This window comes from Paenibacillus beijingensis (assembly GCF_000961095.1).
Classification (GTDB): Bacteria; Bacillota; Bacilli; order Paenibacillales; family Paenibacillaceae; genus Paenibacillus_O; species Paenibacillus_O beijingensis.
This window is the reverse complement of sequence record NZ_CP011058.1, coordinates 399,209-419,129: the sequence shown is the minus strand read 5'-3', so window position 1 is coordinate 419,129 and position 19,921 is coordinate 399,209. Positions and strand designations below refer to the sequence as shown.

At 53.7% G+C, this 19,921-nt stretch carries 20 protein-coding genes and 1 riboswitch; of the genes, 18 read left to right on the top strand and 2 right to left on the bottom strand.

The window, feature by feature from the left end:
• Positions 1 to 196: 196 nt before the first annotated feature.
• Positions 197 to 982: an archaetidylserine decarboxylase gene (gene asd, locus VN24_RS01945; protein WP_045669048.1), complete on the bottom strand. Its 786-nt coding sequence runs from the start codon at positions 980 to 982 to the stop codon at positions 197 to 199.
• Between the two features lie 270 nt (positions 983 to 1,252).
• Here asd and VN24_RS01940 point away from each other — a divergent pair, with 270 nt between their 5' ends.
• From VN24_RS01940 to VN24_RS27560, 8 genes are all read left to right on the top strand, one after another.
• On the top strand, positions 1,253 to 2,413 hold the full coding sequence (locus tag VN24_RS01940; RefSeq protein WP_045669047.1) for a glycosyltransferase family 4 protein: 1,161 nt from the start codon (positions 1,253 to 1,255) through the stop codon (positions 2,411 to 2,413).
• A 56-nt stretch (positions 2,414 to 2,469) separates the two neighbouring features.
• Positions 2,470 to 2,574: riboswitch (TPP riboswitch) on the top strand.
• A 251-nt stretch (positions 2,575 to 2,825) separates the two neighbouring features.
• A complete protein-coding gene (thiC, locus tag VN24_RS01935; protein ID WP_082083570.1) occupies positions 2,826 to 4,592 on the top strand; it encodes a phosphomethylpyrimidine synthase ThiC in 1,767 nt (588 codons plus the stop codon).
• Positions 4,579 to 5,778: a ThiF family adenylyltransferase gene (locus VN24_RS01930; RefSeq protein ID WP_045669045.1), complete on the top strand. Its 1,200-nt coding sequence runs from the start codon at positions 4,579 to 4,581 to the stop codon at positions 5,776 to 5,778. Before thiC ends, VN24_RS01930 begins: the two co-directional genes overlap by 14 nt.
• A gap of 24 nt (positions 5,779 to 5,802) precedes the next feature.
• Entirely contained in the window at positions 5,803 to 6,645 is an 843-nt protein-coding gene (gene thiE, locus VN24_RS01925; protein ID WP_045672873.1) for a thiamine phosphate synthase, read from the top strand.
• Between the two features lie 4 nt (positions 6,646 to 6,649).
• Complete coding sequence (locus VN24_RS01920; RefSeq protein ID WP_045669044.1) at positions 6,650 to 7,459, top strand: thiazole synthase; 810 nt, start codon at positions 6,650 to 6,652, stop codon at positions 7,457 to 7,459.
• Positions 7,460 to 7,512: 53 nt separating this feature from the next.
• Positions 7,513 to 8,658, top strand: coding sequence for a glycine oxidase ThiO (thiO, locus tag VN24_RS01915; RefSeq protein ID WP_045669043.1), 1,146 nt, complete (start codon positions 7,513 to 7,515; stop codon positions 8,656 to 8,658).
• Positions 8,655 to 9,509 (top strand): bifunctional hydroxymethylpyrimidine kinase/phosphomethylpyrimidine kinase, encoded by an 855-nt coding sequence (gene thiD, locus VN24_RS01910; RefSeq protein ID WP_045669042.1) that lies wholly within the window; start codon positions 8,655 to 8,657, stop codon positions 9,507 to 9,509. Before thiO ends, thiD begins: the two co-directional genes overlap by 4 nt.
• Positions 9,510 to 9,790: 281 nt before the next feature.
• Positions 9,791 to 10,306, top strand: a complete 516-nt coding sequence (locus VN24_RS27560; RefSeq protein ID WP_158453632.1) for a WIAG-tail domain — start codon at positions 9,791 to 9,793, stop codon at positions 10,304 to 10,306.
• Between the two features lie 220 nt (positions 10,307 to 10,526).
• On the opposite strand, the gene VN24_RS27245 is transcribed toward VN24_RS27560, so the two are convergent.
• The gene (locus VN24_RS27245) at positions 10,527 to 11,081 is read right to left on the bottom strand and encodes a transposase (protein WP_148505182.1); all 555 of its coding nucleotides are present in this window, start codon (positions 11,079 to 11,081) and stop codon (positions 10,527 to 10,529) included.
• A gap of 983 nt (positions 11,082 to 12,064) precedes the next feature.
• Here VN24_RS27245 and VN24_RS01895 point away from each other — a divergent pair.
• The 10 genes from VN24_RS01895 (at position 12,065) to VN24_RS01850 (ending at position 19,897) form a co-directional block, all read left to right on the top strand.
• Positions 12,065 to 13,015: a glycosyltransferase family 2 protein gene (locus VN24_RS01895; protein ID WP_238590802.1), complete on the top strand. Its 951-nt coding sequence runs from the start codon at positions 12,065 to 12,067 to the stop codon at positions 13,013 to 13,015.
• 226 nt (positions 13,016 to 13,241) lie between these two features.
• Positions 13,242 to 14,027: a family 2 glycosyl transferase gene (locus VN24_RS01890; RefSeq protein ID WP_148505181.1), complete on the top strand. Its 786-nt coding sequence runs from the start codon at positions 13,242 to 13,244 to the stop codon at positions 14,025 to 14,027.
• Between the two features lie 6 nt (positions 14,028 to 14,033).
• Entirely contained in the window at positions 14,034 to 14,783 is a 750-nt protein-coding gene (locus tag VN24_RS01885) for a sugar phosphate nucleotidyltransferase (RefSeq protein ID WP_045669039.1), read from the top strand.
• Between the two features lie 3 nt (positions 14,784 to 14,786).
• Positions 14,787 to 15,821, top strand: coding sequence for a GT-D fold domain-containing protein (locus VN24_RS01880; protein WP_052702735.1), 1,035 nt, complete (start codon positions 14,787 to 14,789; stop codon positions 15,819 to 15,821).
• Positions 15,822 to 15,859: 38 nt separating this feature from the next.
• Positions 15,860 to 17,170, top strand: a complete 1,311-nt coding sequence (locus VN24_RS01875) for a glycosyltransferase family 2 protein (RefSeq protein WP_045669038.1) — start codon at positions 15,860 to 15,862, stop codon at positions 17,168 to 17,170.
• A 93-nt stretch (positions 17,171 to 17,263) separates the two neighbouring features.
• Positions 17,264 to 17,548: a hypothetical protein gene (locus tag VN24_RS01870; RefSeq protein WP_045669037.1), complete on the top strand. Its 285-nt coding sequence runs from the start codon at positions 17,264 to 17,266 to the stop codon at positions 17,546 to 17,548.
• 30 nt (positions 17,549 to 17,578) lie between these two features.
• Positions 17,579 to 17,944 (top strand): alpha-helical endospore appendage domain-containing protein, encoded by a 366-nt coding sequence (locus VN24_RS01865; protein WP_045669036.1) that lies wholly within the window; start codon positions 17,579 to 17,581, stop codon positions 17,942 to 17,944.
• Positions 17,941 to 18,306, top strand: coding sequence for a hypothetical protein (locus tag VN24_RS01860; RefSeq protein WP_052702734.1), 366 nt, complete (start codon positions 17,941 to 17,943; stop codon positions 18,304 to 18,306). Before VN24_RS01865 ends, VN24_RS01860 begins: the two co-directional genes overlap by 4 nt.
• Positions 18,266 to 18,562, top strand: coding sequence for a hypothetical protein (locus VN24_RS01855; RefSeq protein ID WP_045669035.1), 297 nt, complete (start codon positions 18,266 to 18,268; stop codon positions 18,560 to 18,562). The genes VN24_RS01860 and VN24_RS01855 overlap by 41 nt, the downstream gene beginning before the upstream one ends.
• Positions 18,563 to 18,802: 240 nt before the next feature.
• Positions 18,803 to 19,897, top strand: coding sequence for a CgeB family protein (locus tag VN24_RS01850; RefSeq protein ID WP_045669034.1), 1,095 nt, complete (start codon positions 18,803 to 18,805; stop codon positions 19,895 to 19,897).
• The last annotated feature ends 24 nt before the right edge of the window (positions 19,898 to 19,921 follow it).

Sequence of the window (19,921 nt, the reverse complement as noted above, 5' to 3'; positions counted from 1 at the left end):
TTAACGAACCCTCTTTCGAAAGGGAGATACTCTAATACCTAATTTCAAATCTCAAATTTCTAATCTCTAATCACTAACCCCGAACCCTAAGGTTTCCTGAGTGAGCGGGATAGTATCCAAAAGATCGCAAAAAGCAGCAGTTGTTAGGCGGGAGTACCGGCACCAAGAGAAAATTAGAAAAAAACCGGCTGCGGATTCAATCCGACAGCCGGCCGAGCAGCTCGCCCATTTTCACCTTCAGCCCGGGCTTTAAATCTTCGCGGGGTTGGAATGTGTTTTCTTCCGTCAGCAGAACGACTGTGGAACCGAATTCGAAGTATGCCAGCTCGTCGCCTTTCGCCAATGCGTCCCGCTTCGGCTCGGCATAACGGATGCTGCTCACATTCATCGCTCCGACCTTAACGACGGCGATTTCGCCTTTTCCGTGCTGTATGTACGTAATCAGCCGCTCGTTGCGGCTTAGTACTTTGCGCATGTGACGCAGTCCGAATTCGTTGACGGGATATACTTTTCCCGGCACATGTTCACGTTCGACAACGGTGCCGTTTACCGGGGAATGAATGCGATGATAATCCGTCGGACTTAAATAAAGCACCATATAAAATCCGTGTATATAATTTTCCAGCCGGGGCGAACGGTTGAGCAGCTCCTCAATCGTGTAGTCCTGCCCTTTGACATTTAGAAGGAGTCCCTTTTCGATTGGCCCCGCTCCGGTGACGAGAGCGTCAACCGGGCTGACCAGCGCGTCCGGAGACGAGTCGATCGTCCTCATGCCGGGGCGCAGCCGCCGCGTGAAAAATTCATTCAGCGTTGCATATTCCGCCATCGTTTTTTCCGCTTCTTCTACGCGGATTCCGTACATCCGGGCAAAGCGCGGAATAAACCGGCGGCTGGCTGGCGACTGGGCAAACCGGCCCGTCAGTCTGGAAATCCATTTGCGCGAGCTTAATTCAGTCATGGAACGAAGCAGCCACTTCATCATGCCCGTATCTTCACGTCCTCTCACTTTACTGGGCATAGCCAATATCGTCTCGCATAAGTTTGCCATAACCTGCCTCACAAATCAATCGCCACGATTTTACCAATTTCATGCATCGTTATGCAGCTATCCGCCTGCGTTAGTTCGGGCAAAAGCCGCCCTTTACCCTTCCGTTTCAACTCGGGGCAAGACAGGCGCGGTCAAGCGTGACCAAACCTGTCCGTCAAGCATACGCTGGTGTAGCATTTGTGCCAGGAAGGAGACAAACGACCGATGACGAAACCGAAAGTCGCCTTTGTGACACCGGGTTCGTTCCCGATTCCATCGCCGGGCAGCAGCTCCGTGGAGCGGGTGATTGAAAAGATGGCGCCGCTGCTCCAATCAGAGGTTACCGTACGGATTTATGGCCGGACGGGCCGCAAGCTGAAACGGATTGGCAATGTTGGCGGCGTCAGATGCGAACGTTTTCCGGCAGGGGACAAAAGTATGTATATCGCGCGGATATGCAGGGCGATCCGGTCGTTCATGCCCGATATCGTCCAAGTGGAAAACCGTCCCAAGAATATAGAGAAAATAAAAAAACGGTACCCGAATTCAAAAATATGGCTCAATCTGCATTCCACGACTTTTATTAGCCCTAAAGCGATTTCGCTTTCCTCGCTGCGGCGCAGCTTTCTGCTGGCAGACCGGATTATTGTGAACAGCGAGTTTTTGCGCGAGGCGGTAGCGGAGAGGGTTCCGGAAGCGGCGTCCAAGCTGCGCGTCGTTCATATCGGGGTGGAGCCGTCGCGGTTTCTTTCCCGGCATTCGCCGGAAGGAGAGGAAAGACGGGAGCGGCTTAGATCGGCGCGAAAATGGGAAGGGCGCAGCGTCGTGTTGTATATGGGGAGGGTGGTGCCTTACAAGGGCGTCCATCATCTGCTGCGCATAATGCCTCGGCTCATTGCCTGTCATCCGGACGTGCTGTTGGTCATCGTGGGCAGCCCATTTTACGGCTCACACCGGACGACAAGTTACAGCAGAGGGCTGCAGCGGCTTGGCAAAAAGTATCCGCATCATGTACGATTCGTTCCCTATGTGCCTTATCACGAAGTACCGGACTGGTTTTTGGCAGCGGATGTGGCCGTCGTGCCGTCGGGGGCAAGGGAAGCGTTTGGTTTGGTCAACGTGGAAGCGATGGCGTGCGGGATACCGGTCGTCGCTTCACGTGCAGGCGGCATAAAAGAAGTCGTCGTGCACGAAGAGACGGGATATTTGGTGCTCCCCGACCGGATGGAGGAGGAGCTTGCGGAGCGTTTGCTTCAGTTATTGAAAGATGAAGAATTGAGGATCAACATGGGCCGCAGCGGCCGCGAAAGAATCGAGCGGCAGTTCACTTGGGAAAATACGGCACGCCGCTGGCTGTCGCTTCTTCAGGAGGACAGTCCCACTTGAAAAGCTGCACTTGAAAGGTTGACAAACCGCAGCCGAGAGGATTATAGTCAAACAAGGAAATCCACTAGGGGCGCCTGTATGGGCTGAGATAAAGCATTTGCTTTGGTCCCTTAGAACCTGATCTGGGTCATGCCAGCGTAGGAAAGTGGAATTGTGTGCGCGTTTGACACATTTCAGCCGCTCCTTCGTCGGGGCGGCTTTTTTGACGAATGAGAGGTACGGTCAAAAGCTGTAGCGGCGGAAAAATGCTTGGGAGATTTGCTTAATGGCGCTTCTTTCAGCATGGTTGACGCAGCGAAACGGATTCGTACGGCTCATTAGGGTCAACTTTGTGTCGAACTAGGCCGATTCTCAATCTACGTTAATGAGCCTCCTAGCGGATTATCCAATATCTGCTGGGAGGTTTTTTTTAATGGCGATTTTAACGACACCGCTGCCGGGCAGCCGCAAAGTATATGAAACGGGTTCAAGAGAAGATATACGGGTACCGATGAGAGAAATTGAATTGTCGCCGAGCGAACTGAGAGGCGAGAAGACAGCGAACAAGCCGCTGCGGGTGTACGATGCGAGCGGACCATACACGGATACGAGCTTTGAGGCCGACATCCGCCGCGGACTTCATCCGCTTCGCCGCGGATGGATCGAAGAGCGGGGGGATGTGGAGGCATATGAAGGACGCACGATCAAGCCGGAGGATAATGGCTTTGCAAGCCAGGAGCGCGCCGCAGAGAAAGGTGCGGAGGTCTTTCCCGGCTTGAACCGCTTGCCGTTGCGGGCGGCACAAGGGCGCAACGTGACGCAGCTCCATTATGCCCGTCAAGGCATTGTGACGCCGGAGATGGAGTTTATCGCGATTCGCGAAGGCATGTCGCCGGAGTTTGTGCGCAGCGAGGTGGCGGCCGGACGCGCGATCATTCCGTCGAACATTAACCACCCCGAGAGCGAGCCGATGATTATCGGGCGGCATTTTCATGTCAAAATCAATGCCAACATCGGCAATTCGGCCGTTGCTTCCTCCATTGATGAGGAAGTCGAGAAGATGACGTGGGCGACCCGTTGGGGCGCGGATACGATTATGGATTTGTCGACGGGCAAAAACATTCATACGACGCGCGAGTGGATTATCCGCAATTCCCCTGTACCTGTCGGTACCGTTCCGATTTATCAGGCGCTGGAGAAAGTGGACGGCAAAGCGGAAGACCTTAGCTGGGAAGTATTCCGGGATACGCTGATCGAGCAGGCGGAGCAAGGGGTGGATTATTTCACGATTCACGCCGGGGTGTTGCTGCGCTACATCCCGCTGACGGCCAAACGGGTGACGGGCATCGTTTCGCGCGGCGGCTCCATTATGGCGGCCTGGTGTTTGGCACATCACAAAGAAAACTTCCTGTACACCCATTTTGAAGACATTTGCGAAATTATGAAAAAGTACGATGTCGCCTTCTCTCTCGGCGACGGACTTCGTCCGGGTTCCATCGCCGACGCTAACGACGACGCTCAATTTGCGGAGCTCGACACGCTCGGCGAGCTGACGAAAATCGCCTGGAAGCATGATGTTCAGGTCATGATCGAAGGTCCGGGGCACGTACCGATGCATTTGATCAAGGAAAACATGGACCGGCAGCTTGCCGTATGCGACGAGGCGCCTTTCTATACGCTTGGGCCGCTGACGACCGATATCGCGCCGGGCTACGACCATATTACGTCCGCGATCGGGGCGGCAATGATCGGATGGTTCGGAACGGCGATGCTGTGCTACGTGACGCCGAAAGAGCATTTGGGGCTGCCGAACAAAGAAGATGTGAAAGAAGGCGTCATCACCTATAAAATCGCAGCGCATGCAGCAGACCTCGCCAAAGGACATCCGCGCGCACAGCAGCGCGACGACGCGTTGTCCAAGGCGCGCTTTGAATTCCGCTGGCGCGACCAGTTCCACCTGTCGCTCGACCCTGAGCGTGCGATGTCGTACCATGACGAGACGCTGCCGGCGGAAGCGGCGAAGTCAGCGCACTTCTGCTCCATGTGCGGACCGAAGTTCTGCAGCATGCGGATTACACAGGATATCCGCGATTATGCCGAAAGCAAAGGCCTCGATTCCGAAGAAGCAATCGAAGCCGGCATGAAAGAGCAGGCCGAAGCGTTCAAAGCGGCAGGCGGAAGCATCTATGCGAGGCAGTAACGAAACCGGGCCTCATGCAGCCGGCAGCGGGAGTTGGCGGGAGAGATATTCGAGGCAGATTCGCTTTGCCCCTCTAGGCGAGAGGGGACAACGGCAGCTGGGCGAGGCGCGCGTCCTCATTGCAGGCTGCGGCGCCCTTGGCGCCTCGCTGGCGCAGCATATGGTCCGTTCGGGAGTCGGCGAGGTTCGGCTGGCAGACAGGGATTATGTGGAACCGAGCAATTTGCAGCGGCAGACGTTGTTCGATGAAGAGGACGCACGTCTGATGCTGCCCAAAGCCGTTGCCGCTGCCCAAAGATTGGCGCGCATCAATTCCGGCGTAAAGATCGTCCCCCATGTGGCCGACTTGAACCGGCACACACTGCCGGCGATCGCCGAAGGTGTGGACCTGGTGCTGGACGGTACGGACAATGCTCCGACACGTCTGCTGCTCAGCGATTACTGCTTTCGGAATGGAATACCGTTTCTGTATGGCGGCGTCACGGGTGCAAGCGGCATGACGGCGTCGCTGCTGCCGGGAAGTACGGCTTGCTTGCGATGCCTGATCGGAGACGAAGAAGGAGGCGCCGACGCGGAAACTTGCGATACGGCCGGCGTCATTTCTCCAGCGGTGGAGTTCGTCGCTTCCCAGCAGGCTGCCGAAGCGTTAAAGTGGCTCGGCAGCGACGCCGGTCTGCGGCGGACGTGGCTTAGCGCAGATTTGTGGAATTTTCGCATCCGCGAATCGCAGCTCCCGCCCGGGCGGCACAGCTGTCCGTTCTGCGGCGAGTCATCTGCAGCCCGCATCGATGGGCCTCGGCAGATAAAGTCGGACAGATCGGACGTTAATCAGCCGAAAAACGAGTTCGATGGCGCGAGCGGAGCTGCCGAGAATCCATCCATCGGGGGGGAGGCTGACAGTGAGTTTGAACCTTCCACATTGCTTGAAGCCGTAACCCTATGCGGCAGAGATACGGTACAGGTTAAGCTCGGTACAAGTTTCCATTTGCCGGAGCTGCACAATGTTCTGGAACGGCGCGGATTTGCGGTAACGAAAAACCCCTATCTGTTGCGGGCTGAATTTCCCGATCCGGATGAGAACGGGAATGCCGAAAAAATGGTCATTTTTCCCGATGGAAGAATTCTCGTACACGGAACTTCCGATGCCGAGCGTGCCCGGCAATTATGCAATTTATTATCTTTATGATCAGGAGGGTTGAACGTGACCCGTATGAACGATGTCCGCCTGTACGTCATTACAGGCGAAAACTATCACCCCGGCAGAAGCGTGGCGGAAGTGATCGAGGAGGCGCTGAGAGGCGGTGCGGACTGCATTCAGCTTCGCGACAAGGAAGCCTCCAAAGCCGAGCTGATGGAAAAAGCGCAGACGCTGCGCGAACTCACAAGGCGTTACAACGTTCCTTTTATCGTGAACGATTATTTGGATGTTGCTCTTGCTTGTGACGCCGACGGCGTACATCTCGGACAGGAGGATCTGCCGCTTGCGGAAGCCCGCCGGATACTAGGTCCTGACCGGATTATCGGGATTTCCACGCATAATATCGATCAGGCCAGAACGGCCCAAAAGGACGGGGCCGATTACATTGGAGTCGGTCCGGTATTCCCAACCGGTACGAAGCCGGGACGGGCGGCGGTGACGACTAGCTATGTCAGCGAAGCGGCGGCGGAAATTACGATTCCTTTCGTTGCGATCGGCGGTATTACACTCGATAACGTTGACCATGTGCTTCAGGCTGGAGCCTCACGGATATGCGCCGTTTCCGCCATTGTCGGCAGCCGTAACGTTGAAGCGACAACGCGTGATTTCCTAAGCCGGATTGTTTCCCGTTCAAACGGAGCGATTGACAGTTCGCTGCTTCGCGTAACCGTTAACGGCAAGCAAGTTTTTACTCGCTCACAGAATGTGGGTCAGCTGGTTCAGTCCTATGAGCTCCACAATAAACGAATCGTTGTCGAGCTTGACGGCGCCGTTGTAAACCGCGATGAATGGGATCAAACCCAGCTCCGTCATGAAGCAGTTGTCGAACTGGTACATTTTGTGGCAGGGGGTTAACGATATGGGAGTCGAAGATCAAGATCTGTTAGTTATTGGCGGGGAACGGCTTTCTTCCCGAATGTTTCTAGGAACGGGCAGATTTCCAAGCCCGGCCGTACTTAAAGAAGCGCTGGACGTTTCTGGCGCCGACGTCGTTACCTTTGCCGTTCGGCGAATTAACCTGGACGAAATCGGAGACGATTCCGTATTACAGCATTTATCAGGGAAAAAGCTCATTTATCTCCCCAACACTTCCGGTGCGGGTAATGCGGACGAAGCGGTACGAATTGCGAAGCTGTCGCGTGCGGCAGGTTTGGGGAAATGGATTAAAGTGGAAATTAGCGCCGACAGTAAGACACTGCTTCCGGATCCGATTGAGACTTTAAGAGCGACCGAAAGGCTGGTGCAGGACGGGTTTACCGTTCTTCCGTACACGTCCGACGACCCTATTCTATGCAGACGTCTGGAAGAAGCGGGAGCAGCTGCTGTTATGCCCGGCGGAGCGCCGATTGGAACAGGCCTCGGCATATTGAATCCATACAATCTGGGATTGATTACGGAACAATCCAATGTGCCTATTATTGTAGATGCCGGCCTTGGCAGCGCACAGGATGTGGCTCAGGCAATGGAGCTGGGCGCAGCCGGAATATTGGTCAATACGCCGGTCGCCAAAGCGCTTGACCCCGTTATGATGGCTCATGCCATGAAGCTTGCAATCGAGGCGGGCAGACTTTCCCGTCAGGCGGGACGCATTCCGAAGAAGCAGTATGCTTCGGCAAGCAGCACGCCGGAAGGCTCTCTTTTTGCAGCGGCGTCTCCGAGCGCGACTTAGCTTGATCAACAATAAATGTGCGTCAACTACCATTTGAAGGGAGCCGTTTTATCGTGAAGGAGCATGTAATCGTACTCGGCGGAGGCATCATCGGCCTTTCCTGTGCGCTGGAGGCGGTTCGGGACGGACGTGCGGTAACGGTCATCGAGTCTCAAGCATTTGGGGGGCAGGCATCCGGAGCGGCAGCGGGAATGCTCGCTCCCTTCTCTGAAAATACTGAGCAGCCCGATCCTTTCTTCCGATTGTGCCTTGACAGTTTAAGATTATATCCGAAATGGCTGGAAAAAGTTGAAGGCTTGTCCGGAATGAAAGCGGAGTGGCTTCGCACGGGAAGCATCAACGCCGTCTTCCATGAAGCCGATTTGCTGCCGCTGCAAACAAGATTGACGTGGCAATCGCCGTTCACGGAACGGGCGGAATTGGTTGAAGGCCGCCAGCTCCGGGAACTCGAGCCGTTGTTATCAAGAGAAGCCATTGCGGGCGTTTACATCCCCGAGGAAAGTCATATTAATGCTCCGCTGCTTGTTGCTGCATTGGAAAAGGCTTGCCGTAATGCCGGCGTCACGCTGATTGAACATGCCGGAGAGTTGACCGAGTTCATCGTCAAAGATTTTCATTCGGTGTCATCTGAAATTACGGTCGGCACTTCACGCGCCGGTTCGTTTCAAGCGGACCGGATTGTGCTGTGTACAGGCGCGTGGTCGGGTATATTCGAGAACTGGTTTAATATCCCTGTTACGGTCCATCCGATCCGGGGCCAAATTTGCGCTTACGAAGTACCGGCCGGATTTGTTCGCCATATGGTGTTCACAAGTCAAGCCTATTGGGTCGGAAAAAATAACGGTACTCTAGTATGCGGAGCATCGGAGGATGTAGCCGGCTTCGATTCAACGGTAACCGAACACGGTATTCAGCGGTTATGCCGATGGACATCGAGAATGATGCCGTTTTTGGCTGGGGAGAATCCTGTTCACAGCTGGGCAGGCTTACGGCCCGCAACCCGGGACGGCTGGCCGCTGCTCGGTCGTGTGAACGGACATCCGAATATCATTATGGCGGCGGGTCATTACCGCAACGGTATATTGCTTAGTCCGATAACAGCTTACCATGTCGGCAGATTATTGGACGGTGCAGTGAATGAGCAATTGGTTGCTTTTGCGCCGGAACGGTTCGCCTCCGCATTTAGGCGGCAAGCATGAGCGCAGCAGCTGTGATCCCCCGCGCCGGACGCGTTCCTATAGCGCTTACGATAGCGGGCTCCGATTCCGGAGGCGGAGCCGGCATTCAAGCCGACCTCAAAACGTTTCAAGAGCTGGGTGTATTCGGCACAAGCGCGATTACGGGGTTGACCGCGCAGAACAGCGTTGGCGTTCATGGCATCTGGCCGGCTCCCGTATCGAGCGTTGAAGCGCAGATCGAAGCTGTGCTGAGCGATATCGGCACCGATGCGGTCAAAACAGGAATGCTTTGTTCGGTTGAAATTGTGAAGTTGACGGCACGGCTTCTCCGCAAATACCGGTCCTCTCACATCGTTGTCGACCCGGTGACGCTATCGAAGCATGGTTCTGCGCTTCTTGAGGGCGACGCGGTTTCTGCAATGTGTACGGAACTGCTGCCGCTGGCGGAGCTTGTAACGCCTAATATACCGGAAGCGTGCCTGCTGCTCGGCTGGCAGGAATCCGATATTCGTTCCGTAAGCGCGATGACGGAAGCGGCTCGTAGCCTGCTGCAATACGGTCCGCGGCATGTACTGCTGAAGGGCGGACATTTAGACGATCAGGCTGCGAATGAAACGGCGATCGATGTTCTTGTCAGCCAAGAAGACCCGAGCCGTCACCTGCTGTTCAGCGCTCCCCGGATTGCAACTGTGCATACCCATGGCACGGGGTGTACGACGGCTTCGGCGATTACCGCTTTTTTGGCGCTCGGCATGCAGATGGAGGAAGCGGTCGGTTCAGCGAAACGATTTACACACCAAGCTATTTCGTCTGCAGTGCCGCTTGGCGCAGGTATCGGTTCGTTGTGGCATGCAGCGCATCGCACTCTTTAGTATCCCTCCCGAGAAGACAGCATATAGTGATAAGAACTAAGAGTCGGGAGAAGGAGATGTGTATGAAAAGAAAACCGAGCCGTCCGAAGAGACGCAAACCTGCAAAGCCGTTGTTTTATGTCGATAATCCCAATATATCGGAGTTGAAATGGCTGGACAATCATCGTAAGACGAACTTGTCCACAGACATTCTCTTGGAGGCTTCCTCAGAAGTTCCTATAAAAGTTTCTTCAGAATTTCCTATAAAAGCTTCCACAGAATCCGTCAAAGAACAAGGCAGTATGAAGATTGCATCTGCTGAAGAGAGGAAAAAGGTAGCCATTAATTCGGTTGCGGTTCAACCCGGAGTCCCTCTTACGGCTCCGGTTGTCCATGTTTCCGGGGTTTCGACAGCAGTTTCAAGTCCGCATACCGTCCAACCGTCAACTGTCGATCCATCCGGTTATACGCGCGGAGCAGCCGCTATAACAACGGGTACGGACCCCGGCGTTGGTCGGGAAGCAACTGTGGATACGGAAGCCGGCTTGAGTCGGGCAGCGAGTGCTGCGAATCCTGCACTTCAGCAGTACGGCCAGCAGCTCTTTTCTTTTAAGAACACGAATCATATTCATGTAACCGTATCTTTTAAGGAGCCGTTTTCAAATACGGATTACTCATTTGTCGCCTCCGTCAATCTCCCGTTTTGCTTTACGGTCCTGCAAACGAAGACGGCGGAAGCGGCGACTTTGTCGATTATCCGCACTCAACCATCGGCCGGATCGGCAGGCTGTCTGAACTGGATTGCATTCGGAAGCTGACGGATTAGGAGTTCCGTTTGGCCGGCACTCAAGAGAAATGATTCTGATGAACTTGATCATCATGGAAACTTGCCTGGTTCAGGCAAGTTTTTTTTGCTGTGTAAGATTGAATGCATTGGGAGATCGATATCCCTCTGTTTACAACCTTTGGGGCACTCTCCCTTCAGCTCAGGAAACAAACAAAAAATCACAATTGCCCGGCATGACACCGTGCAATATTCTATGCGGCTTTAAGTGAAAGGTCGCGATTTGAACTAAAGCAAATGCAGAAGGAAGCCAACTGATTGAAAGCCTCCTGCGGTCTATGTTTGAAATGATGCCGGAAGCAGAATTCATCAAAATAAAGTTGAAGGTATCGTCTCCCGATGCCGTGGAAGGTACGATTTATCCAGGCTGTAGCAGTGCGGACGATATCTATTAATGCCCGGTTGCGGTAAAAAATGAATCGTTTGGCACAAATATTTTGTTCCAGCATACCGGAATGTCCCCATCGGGAAATAAAGTGTTGCTTGCCGGAACGAAGCAAATGATGGCCATTCATATGATTTGCTGGCACGATTTTCATCTTGAGGTGTACAAGATTATCAATACGATCGTAGCTGGCGCCGATGATGACCGGAAGTTTGGAAACAGATTGGGCCGACTGAGGTCGACTGGAAGCGGAATCGTATTGTTTTACCTGACGCCCGTATAGAATCAGGCCTGCCTGTACATTGCCGGAAAGAGGATTTATACCGTCGGCGGCAGATATGGCCATCCGGATTTTATGCAGCATGGACCAGGCTCTCTTATAAGTGACGTCCAGCACGGCGGCAAGCTGCACGGCATTTATAGCAGCATTCCTCCGCCCATCATCTGCACCTCCACCTCGATAAGATCCTTCCATTTTGTATAAAGCAAAGCTTAATACACATTCCGCGCGTCCTGCTCATGTTCACATGCAGACACAAATAAAGAGCAATGACCTCCAAGTCAGGATTAAATACAAGATACAATCAATGAAGGAACGTATGTTCTCGCTTATGATTCAATTATACCAAACATATGTTCCTGTTTCAATTGTTTTTTGAAGAAAATATTGGTGCATAAGTTCATTTCCCTGAGTTAGGGGGAGAGTGCACAAAAGGTGATTATCCATAGGGTTAAGAGAGCGTACGTGTGAAGAAAAGGTGATTTTGCCGTAGGGTTAAGTGAGCGTACGTGTGAAGAAAAGGCGATTTTTCCACAGGGTTAAGAGAACGTACGTGTGAAGAAAAGGCGATTTTTCCATAGGGTCAGAGAGCGAGTCGAGTGTGAAGAAAAGGCGATTTTCCATACGGTTAGAAGGAAAGTGGGGATAATGATGATTTTCTACAGGTCAGAGGGAGAGAGAGGGTGGTTATGATTTCCATGTAGGTAGAGGAAGAGCGCAGATATGATGATTTTTCCATAGATAAAGGGAAGCATCATTTTTCAAAAGAAGAAGGTTCAGCGAAATAAGGTGATTTTTAAGGGCGAGGTATGGAAATTGCTCCATTAATTACGAGAGGAAGCAAGATAAATTTTCCTGAGTTAATGGGAGAGTGAAGAAAAGTAAGCAAAATAGAGACAACTAGTGAGATGAGCAATGCAATGTGCGGAATTGTTCAAGCGGCCGATTCCGTCTCGTACTTGCGACAACCGGCCTACGACAGACCCGGCAAATGGCTAACCTGTACAAATGCCGTTACCGCACTTTTATTCCGACATAGGATAAAGAGAATACGTGAGGTGAACCCGATGAAGCACGCACGCAAACGCAAATTCAAACGCGCAGATGCTCAAATGCAGCGGGGAAGCAGCCAACGCCGGACCGCCCGGAGCCAAACGGAATATACCGAACATACATTTGAGCCTGAAACGGGCCAGCCGCCTCTGGTTTCGGTTATTATTCCGGTTATGAATGAACGGAAGACGCTCGCCCGTGTTTTGCGGCAAGCAGAGCAAATTCATCCCCGCTACGAAATTATTGTCGTCGCAAACGGATCTACGGATGGATCTGTTCAGATCGCGAGACAAAAAAGAGTACGGTTGATTGAATACCCTTATCCATTGGGACACGATGTCGGACGAAGTGTAGGGGCGAAGGCTGCGCGCGGAGAAGTGCTGCTGTTTATCGACGGGGATATGGTTATTCCGGCCGGGAAGCTCCGACCTTTTGTGAAGGCGATCATGGAGAGAGATGCGGATGTCGCGCTTAACAATTATTCGGGCCCTACCGGCAAAAAAAAGGTTCACAACGTCGTTCTTGCCAAGCATGCACTTAATGAGTTGTTGGGCCGTCACGATCTAGAAGGCACATCGCTAACGGCCGTACCTCACGCGCTCAGCAGGCAGGCTATTCAGGTGTTGGGCTCCGCTGTATTGTCCGTTCCTCCGCTTGCACATGCGAAGGCGGTGCGTCTCGGTCTTAAAGTCGCAACTGTCAATAAGGTCAACGTCGGAAAAATTAATCCGCTGCGCCGCCGCAGAGAGCGGGTTACACCGCTCGAACATCTTATTATCGGCGATCATCTGGAGGCGATAGGGTGGATGATTGAGCATGATGACGGAAAAGCCCAATGGCCTGATGACGAGCAGTTTGAAAGAGCTCAGCCAGCGGAAAAATCAGGAGTTGGGGAGCGAGCAATCCATTGGGCGCCAGTTTTGGAAGCGCTGAATATGATGACCGGCTGGAAGTCCGGAATATGACAGGTGAGTCTGAGTGATCCAAAAACGTCGAAAGCGTAAATTTCACATCCGATTTGATAACTCCTCCTTTAGGAGCATAAAAAGAGCAAGTCGGTCAAGCGGGTTAGGGCGTTCAGGTCGGTCAGGTCGGTCAGGTGGGGCAAGCCGGTTAAGGCGTTCAAGTCGAGCTGGCCGGACTCAAAATGCTCTGCCGTTAAATCGCAGGCGCATCTTACAGGATTCCGGGGTGATCTTGAAACCTCTCAGCGTTCGTCTGCGCAAAAATGCGGCTGCTGTGGTTAGCAGTAGTGATACCGGGTCTAACGGGTCACTGGGAGCTGTCGTTAATGAGCTGCTTCGGCTGCCGCTGCAGGAAATTATCGTCGTGCTTCATGGCTCCTCAGCAAGCGAACGGTCTGCAGCAGCCGGATTTCCGGAACGGGTGAAAGTGATTCAATATGATGCTGCGATAAGCGGGGAAGCTGCAAGGGCATTTGGAGCGGAACAGACGACAGCGGACAATGTGCTTTTTATGGAAGGCGGCACCCCCGTTCCGGCCAAACGGCTCGTTGGCTTTTTGACCTCAGTCGATAAAGGGGCCGATGCTGTTGTCAGCGACATTTCCGGCCGCTTGGGGAAATTCTCGACATGGGATGACTGGGCGAAGGTTCAGACGTTTCTGAACTGTTCGCTCAGAAGGCCGGATTTAATCGCCAATTCGCTTACGGCACTTCCTTATTCGCTTTCTCGCCGGGCGATTGATTATCTCGGAAGGGATATTATTGCGGTTCCGCCCGTGGCCCACGCCAGTCTTCTCGCGGCAAAAATGAAGGTTGTCACCGGCAAAGGATGCCCCGTTCGCAGGCCGCATAGCGTGGTTTCCGATTGGCTGCCCATCAGCCATATTGATGCGCTGCGCAGGGTAATGGTCCAATCCAATGGATGCAGCCGGCTGACATTTCCGGACCGTTCCAGAAACCGGGAGGCAGCCGGTTGGACTAGCGGAAAGAGTGAAAGTTCATTCAGGGAGTGATACAAAGTGAAAGCAATCGTGCTGGCCGGAGGAACCGGAACGCGGCTGAAGCCATTAACAACCATTATGAATAAACATATGCTTCCGGTCTATAACTATCCGATGATTCATTACGCGATCGAAAAAATAGCTGAAGCCGGCATTCATGATGTTCTGCTTGTAACGGGGAGGTCATCTGCAGGACTGTTCGTTGATTATCTTGGAAACGGCCGTGAGTTCGGCGTCTCGATTACTTATTTGATTCAAGAGGAAGCAGGCGGCATTGCGCAAGCGCTTGAGCTGGCTAAACCTTATGTCAAAGACGACGAAAAGTTCGTTATGCTGCTGGGAGACAATTTGGTTGAAAAGTCGCTTCGTCCTTACGTTGAAGACTATAACCGGCAGAACGAGGGCGCGATGGTGCTGTTGAAGCAGGTTCCCGACCCTGAACGCTACGGCGTTCCGGTGTTTGGCAAAGACGGCAAAATTGTTTATATTGCGGAGAAACCCGCCAAACCGGAATCCTATTATTGCGTGACCGGTGTGTACATGTACGATGGAAGCGTATTTGATATTATTGCTTCCATTGAACCTTCGGCGCGCGGGGAACTGGAAATTACCGATGTGAACAATGCATATGCGGCGGCCGGTAAGCTGACTTACCGCGTGCTTGAGGGTTGGTGGACCGATGCCGGAACGTTCGATTCTTTGCACGAAGCGGCCGCGTTTATGAGACGGAAGCAGCTGTCGTCCAGGCGCGGCGGGAAAGGGAGTTAGGCCGTGGCCAAAAGTAAGGCGACGACAAGAGCGGCGGCCGGTTCGATCCGCATGCGGAGCCGCTTCGGGAGAAAGCGTCCGCCGCTGCACAGCTTTAAGCGTATAGCGGGCCGGCCAGGGAGAAAGCGGCATTCGCGGAGCAAAAAAAGTATGCGCGGTATGCTTCTTCCTGTAAAGCGTAAGGGAGCCGGTAAAAATTTAACCGTTACGGCAACCGGAGTTAAGCTGCAGGCAAAGATTGATGAAGCGCGATACGAAGGCGGGGAACAGCTGCTGGAGCAAACGTTGCCGCCGAACACGATTTTGCCGGATATCGGACTGCGGGAGGTAATCGCGGCAGGAGTGGAAGCGATGCGCCCAAGACTTGTCAACGTGCTGGATGCGCAGGCGGTGTATAACGAAATAAAGCATGCACTGAATGAGGGACTGCCCTTTTCTATGGTAAGGCTCGGGGACGGTGAACTGCTGGCGCTTGCACAGGATACGGTTTATCCTGCCGGAGAGATACTGGAGCGGGGGCCTTTTTTGCCTTATGCCGGCATTCACCCGCCGAATCTGGCCGCAAGGGATGAACTCGCCCAAGCGATTCGGAATGCGAACTTGGTCGGTGTGCCTGTGTCACGCCGCATTTATTTCGGACAGCTGCTCCATCCCGCTCTGAACGGGCTGAACATTAATCTTCGTTCGCTGCGGCTGTGCAGATCGACGGTGAATTACGAGCTTCATGAAGCGGGGCTGCTGCCGGACTTAATCCGCGGCCGCAAGCTGCTGCTTGTCGGCAACAAGGCGAGAGGGCTTGCGCAGCGGCTCGGTGAAAAAGGCTTTACGGTGACGGCCGTTATTTCGCCTGTACGAGGTTTTCTCGATATCGGAATGGTGATGGAAGAGGTGCGTAAAGCCGATTTCGATCTTGCGCTTATCGCTGCCGGAATCCCGGCTGTTGTGCTGGCGTCGCGAATAGCCGCCGAAATGAAGAAGACGGCTCTCGATATCGGACATATGGCCGACCGGCTTGTAGACGGGAGGGCCGTTATCTAAAGAAGTATGATTAAACCTAACCGATTGGGGCGTTACCGATGAGAACGTCAAGAGGAGATGCATTCCGATCCCGGTTTGAAGAAGGTTTTGGTGCCGGTTATGCAGACGGTCTATTGAGCGGGAAGGAAAGCTTCGGCACCTATTTTCAAGGAACGAGCATTATTATTCCAAGCCATAATAAGCTTCGTTATTTGAAGCTGTGCATTGCAAGCATTGTCGCCCATACGAACCAGCCTTACGAAATTATAGTGGTCGATAATGCGTCAACCGACGGAACGGCGCAATATTTACGAACTTACAGCGGGCGCGAACGCCGCTTGCGGTATGCAACCATGAGCAGCAACGCCGGTTTTGCCGGCGCGGTCAACCGCGGGCTCATGCTGGCAAAAGGAACGACGATGCTGCTGCTCAACAACGATACGATCGTTACCCCCCGGTGGCTTGACAATCTTCTTGCCTGTTTGAACAGCGATCCCTCCATCGGGATCGTAGGACCGGTGACGAACTATATTAGCGGCGACCAATTGATAAAGGTTCCGTATCGTTCGATACGCGGAATGAACGCATTTGCCCGGCGCCACAACGTCTCCGATGCGGCCAAATGGCAGGAGACCGAACGACTGACGGGTTTTTGCATGCTTTTTAACCGATCGGTGTGGGAGCGGGCCGGATATTTGGACGAAGGTTACCAAATCGGCAATTTCGAAGACGACGATTACAATGTGCGGGTTCGTTTGCTCGGCGGCAAGCTGGTCATCGCCAGAGACACGTTTATTCATCATTACGGCAGCGTCAGCATTCGCGCGCTCGGTAAACAGAAGATTGCAGCGGTCAACCGCAATAACCGGGAATTCTATGAAGAAAAATGGGGCAATCCGCACAAGCTGCTCGCCGAGACTGCCGCGTGGAGATCCGGGCTGCGGCCGGACGAAGTGCACCACCGCGGGGAGACGGTTTTTTATCCCCAAGGAGTTGCGGTGAACGGTCCCGGAGGCAAGCTGTATTGGCTGAAAGACGGGGAGCGGCGTGCCATTCGGGGCGAATGGAAGCTTCCGTCCGTCCGCCTGTCCCAGGTAAAAATGAACCAATGGCCGCTCGGCATGGAGATCGATGCTTCCGCAGCCGCTGCAGAGTGGGATGGTGCGGATGCCCCCTTTATTTGCATCGTTCCCGGAGCCGGAACGTACCGGGTTGCAAAAGGCTGCAAAAGGCGTATCGTTTCCAGGGCTGCTTTGGAGGCTTGGGGCCTGCATCATCAAAGGGAAGGGACGGGGGATCCCGCAGTTGTTGCCGCCCTGCCCGACGGTCTTCCCATTATCGCGCCGGAGAAGATGGCTCAACGGCTGTAGCATCCGGCGGCTGTATGCGGACTCGCATAAGCAATAGTCCCGGGTAGCAGGTTCCGCATTCGCGCATATGCTGTACAACGAGGAGGATGGGGCATGCAGCATCATTTGGACCAAATTTTATCAGATATATCCCATATGAACGGGCAGCTTGCGCGCATTCTTGAAGCGAAAAAGCATGAAGCGGTGCGCATGGCCCAAATTGTTCATGCACTGCCGGACCATCACCCGCAATTTAAAGGTGTTCCGGCGCTGCTGGACAATACAGCAATGGTAAACAAAAATATTGTCGCTTATTTGAACAGCATCGCAGATCTGCAGCATACGATGGCAGAACAGCTGTCGCATATTATGCGTGAATTGGACGGAGAAGAGGAGTAATCCGTTTGATGGAAAGGAGGATTCTTTGACGTGTCCGAACGCGAACAGTCATTAGTGCGGCTATTGGAAACGACCGCTCTGCTGCAGTGGAATATTGCTCATATTCTCGATGCAAAGGCGTTGGAAGCCGAAAAAGTCCGCACATGGATTTACAACCATATTTCAAACGATTCCCATCCTAAACAGCAGGTCCAATTGGACGAAAGCGTAAAGGTTCACGACCAGATCATCGATATTATCGACGGCATAAACAAGCTTGGACAGGGGATGGTTTCGATGCTCAAGGTTGTGCTCCGTCACGAACATGATTCGCGGTCCATGATGGACGGCTTCGGCGGCGGAATGATGGGCGGAGGCATGATGGGCGGCGGAATGGACTTCGGTGACCGGCCTTGACGAAGGATATGATCTTAAGCTTCGATGAACGAACGCGGTACAGCCTCGAGGAACGCGAAGCGAAGCTGCTGCTGATTGCGGCAATCGCCCGCAGCCAGCAGGCGCTTGCGCGTCTGCTGGAAAACGCGGCCGATGCCGCGGAACAGCTGCCGGGCATGCCCGGCAAGCTTCGTGAGCATATCCGGCTGCTGACGGGGATTCAGATGTCGATGGCGGAATCGGTAACCGGTATGGCGCTCCGCAGCCGCAAACGCTCTGCGAAACCATCTCCGCCATGGATGAATCCATCTGTCCGATTGGAACGAAGAGGAGGGGATGGACATGGCATTCACCAAAAGCGCCAAAGGGATAAAAAGGCGTAAAATTGTTTCCCGAAAGCGCCGGATCCGTCCGGACACCGGTATAAAGCGCAATAGTAAAGCGGCAAGAGGACAAAAAAAGAAATCGGCCGGCAGAGCTGCGGGTGCAAGACGCCGGCGCACAGTAACCCGTAAAAGCAACCGCAGTTTAAGCAGTTACTACCAAGGTTTCAACCAGGCTTATCAGCAAGGCTATAACGCCGGCTTTGGCGTCGGGCTTCAGGAAGGTCACCAGCTTGCATACGAGCAGCAGCCTTGACTTGAGATCTTAGGAAAGGGTCGTCAGGATGATCAACCTTATATTGGGGGCGGTCCCAACAGTCATCGAAGATGATCTTAAGGGGCGGCGCCTTTTTTTTTTGCGCGCGGACAAGCCTTTAGGCGGCAGCGGATAGATAGAAGCCAAATTTATGCAGATGCGGACAAGTGACCATGTGTGTTTGGAGTGCACGGCATATCAATAAGTAATATGGCCGCAAGAAGAAGGGAGACAGATGTGATGCGCAGGCAATTGAAACGTACGCGGATGAGGAGGAAGGTCGCCGGTTACAAAAAAGGGTTTCAGGACGGAGTGCGCGACGGGGCTTGTACCGCGGCTTTTGCCGCGATCCCGCAGCCGGCCCTTCCGCCGCGGCCCTTAAGAGTGCTGTACGTGCCGCAAGGTTTTCCAGCCATCGATCACGGAGTGAGCGAAGCGCTCCGGATGTCTGTAGGCGAGCTTCATATCGCGGAAAGCAGCCGGATGCTGGAGCTGGCCGCGAGCATCAAGCCCGACTTGGTGCTCGTTCTGAACGGTCTGCACTTTTTTCCTCCTAATCACCTGCAGCAGATCGATGCGATTCGCGGGCTTGGAACCCGCACCGCGATCTGGTTTGCCGACGATCCCTATTTTACGGAGCAGACGGTGGAAATCGCCCCCCATTACGATACGGTTCTGACGCACGAGCTGGCAGCAGTCGACCTGTACCGCGGCATCGGCTGTTCCAATGTGCATTACCTCCCTCTCGGCGCCGATCCCAGCCTTTTCCGGCCAATGGCAGTGGAGCCTCAATATCGGAGCGACGTTTGCTTTATCGGTCAAGGTTTCTGGAATCGGATCGAACTGTTCGACGCCGTCGCTTCCAAACTGTCAAAGCATCGGGTCGTTATCGCAGGCGGCCTGTGGGATCGACTGAAACGCCACCGATTATTGAAGTCGAACATAAAGGACGGATGGATGCCCATTGAAGAGTCGGTCAAATATTACAACGGCGCAAAGATTGTCATTAATATTCACCGGACGACGGAAGCCCTTTCCGACAACAAAAATACGTACCGTCTGCAGGGAAAGTCGATCAATCCGCGCACGTATGAAATTTCCGCATGCGGTACGCTGCAGCTGACCGATATCCGCGAAGATCTGCCGAGCTATTACCGGCCCGGCTTGGAGCTCGAAACGTTTACCGGACCGCGGGAGCTGATGGGCAAGATCGAGTATTATTTGAAGCGCGAAGACGAGCGCCGGCGCATCGCCCTGCAGGGACTCATCCGGACAATGCGAGATCATTCCTATGCCGCCCGCATCCAAAGGTTACTCATGCTGCTCGGATATTAATCGGTTCACACCAAGGAGGAGATC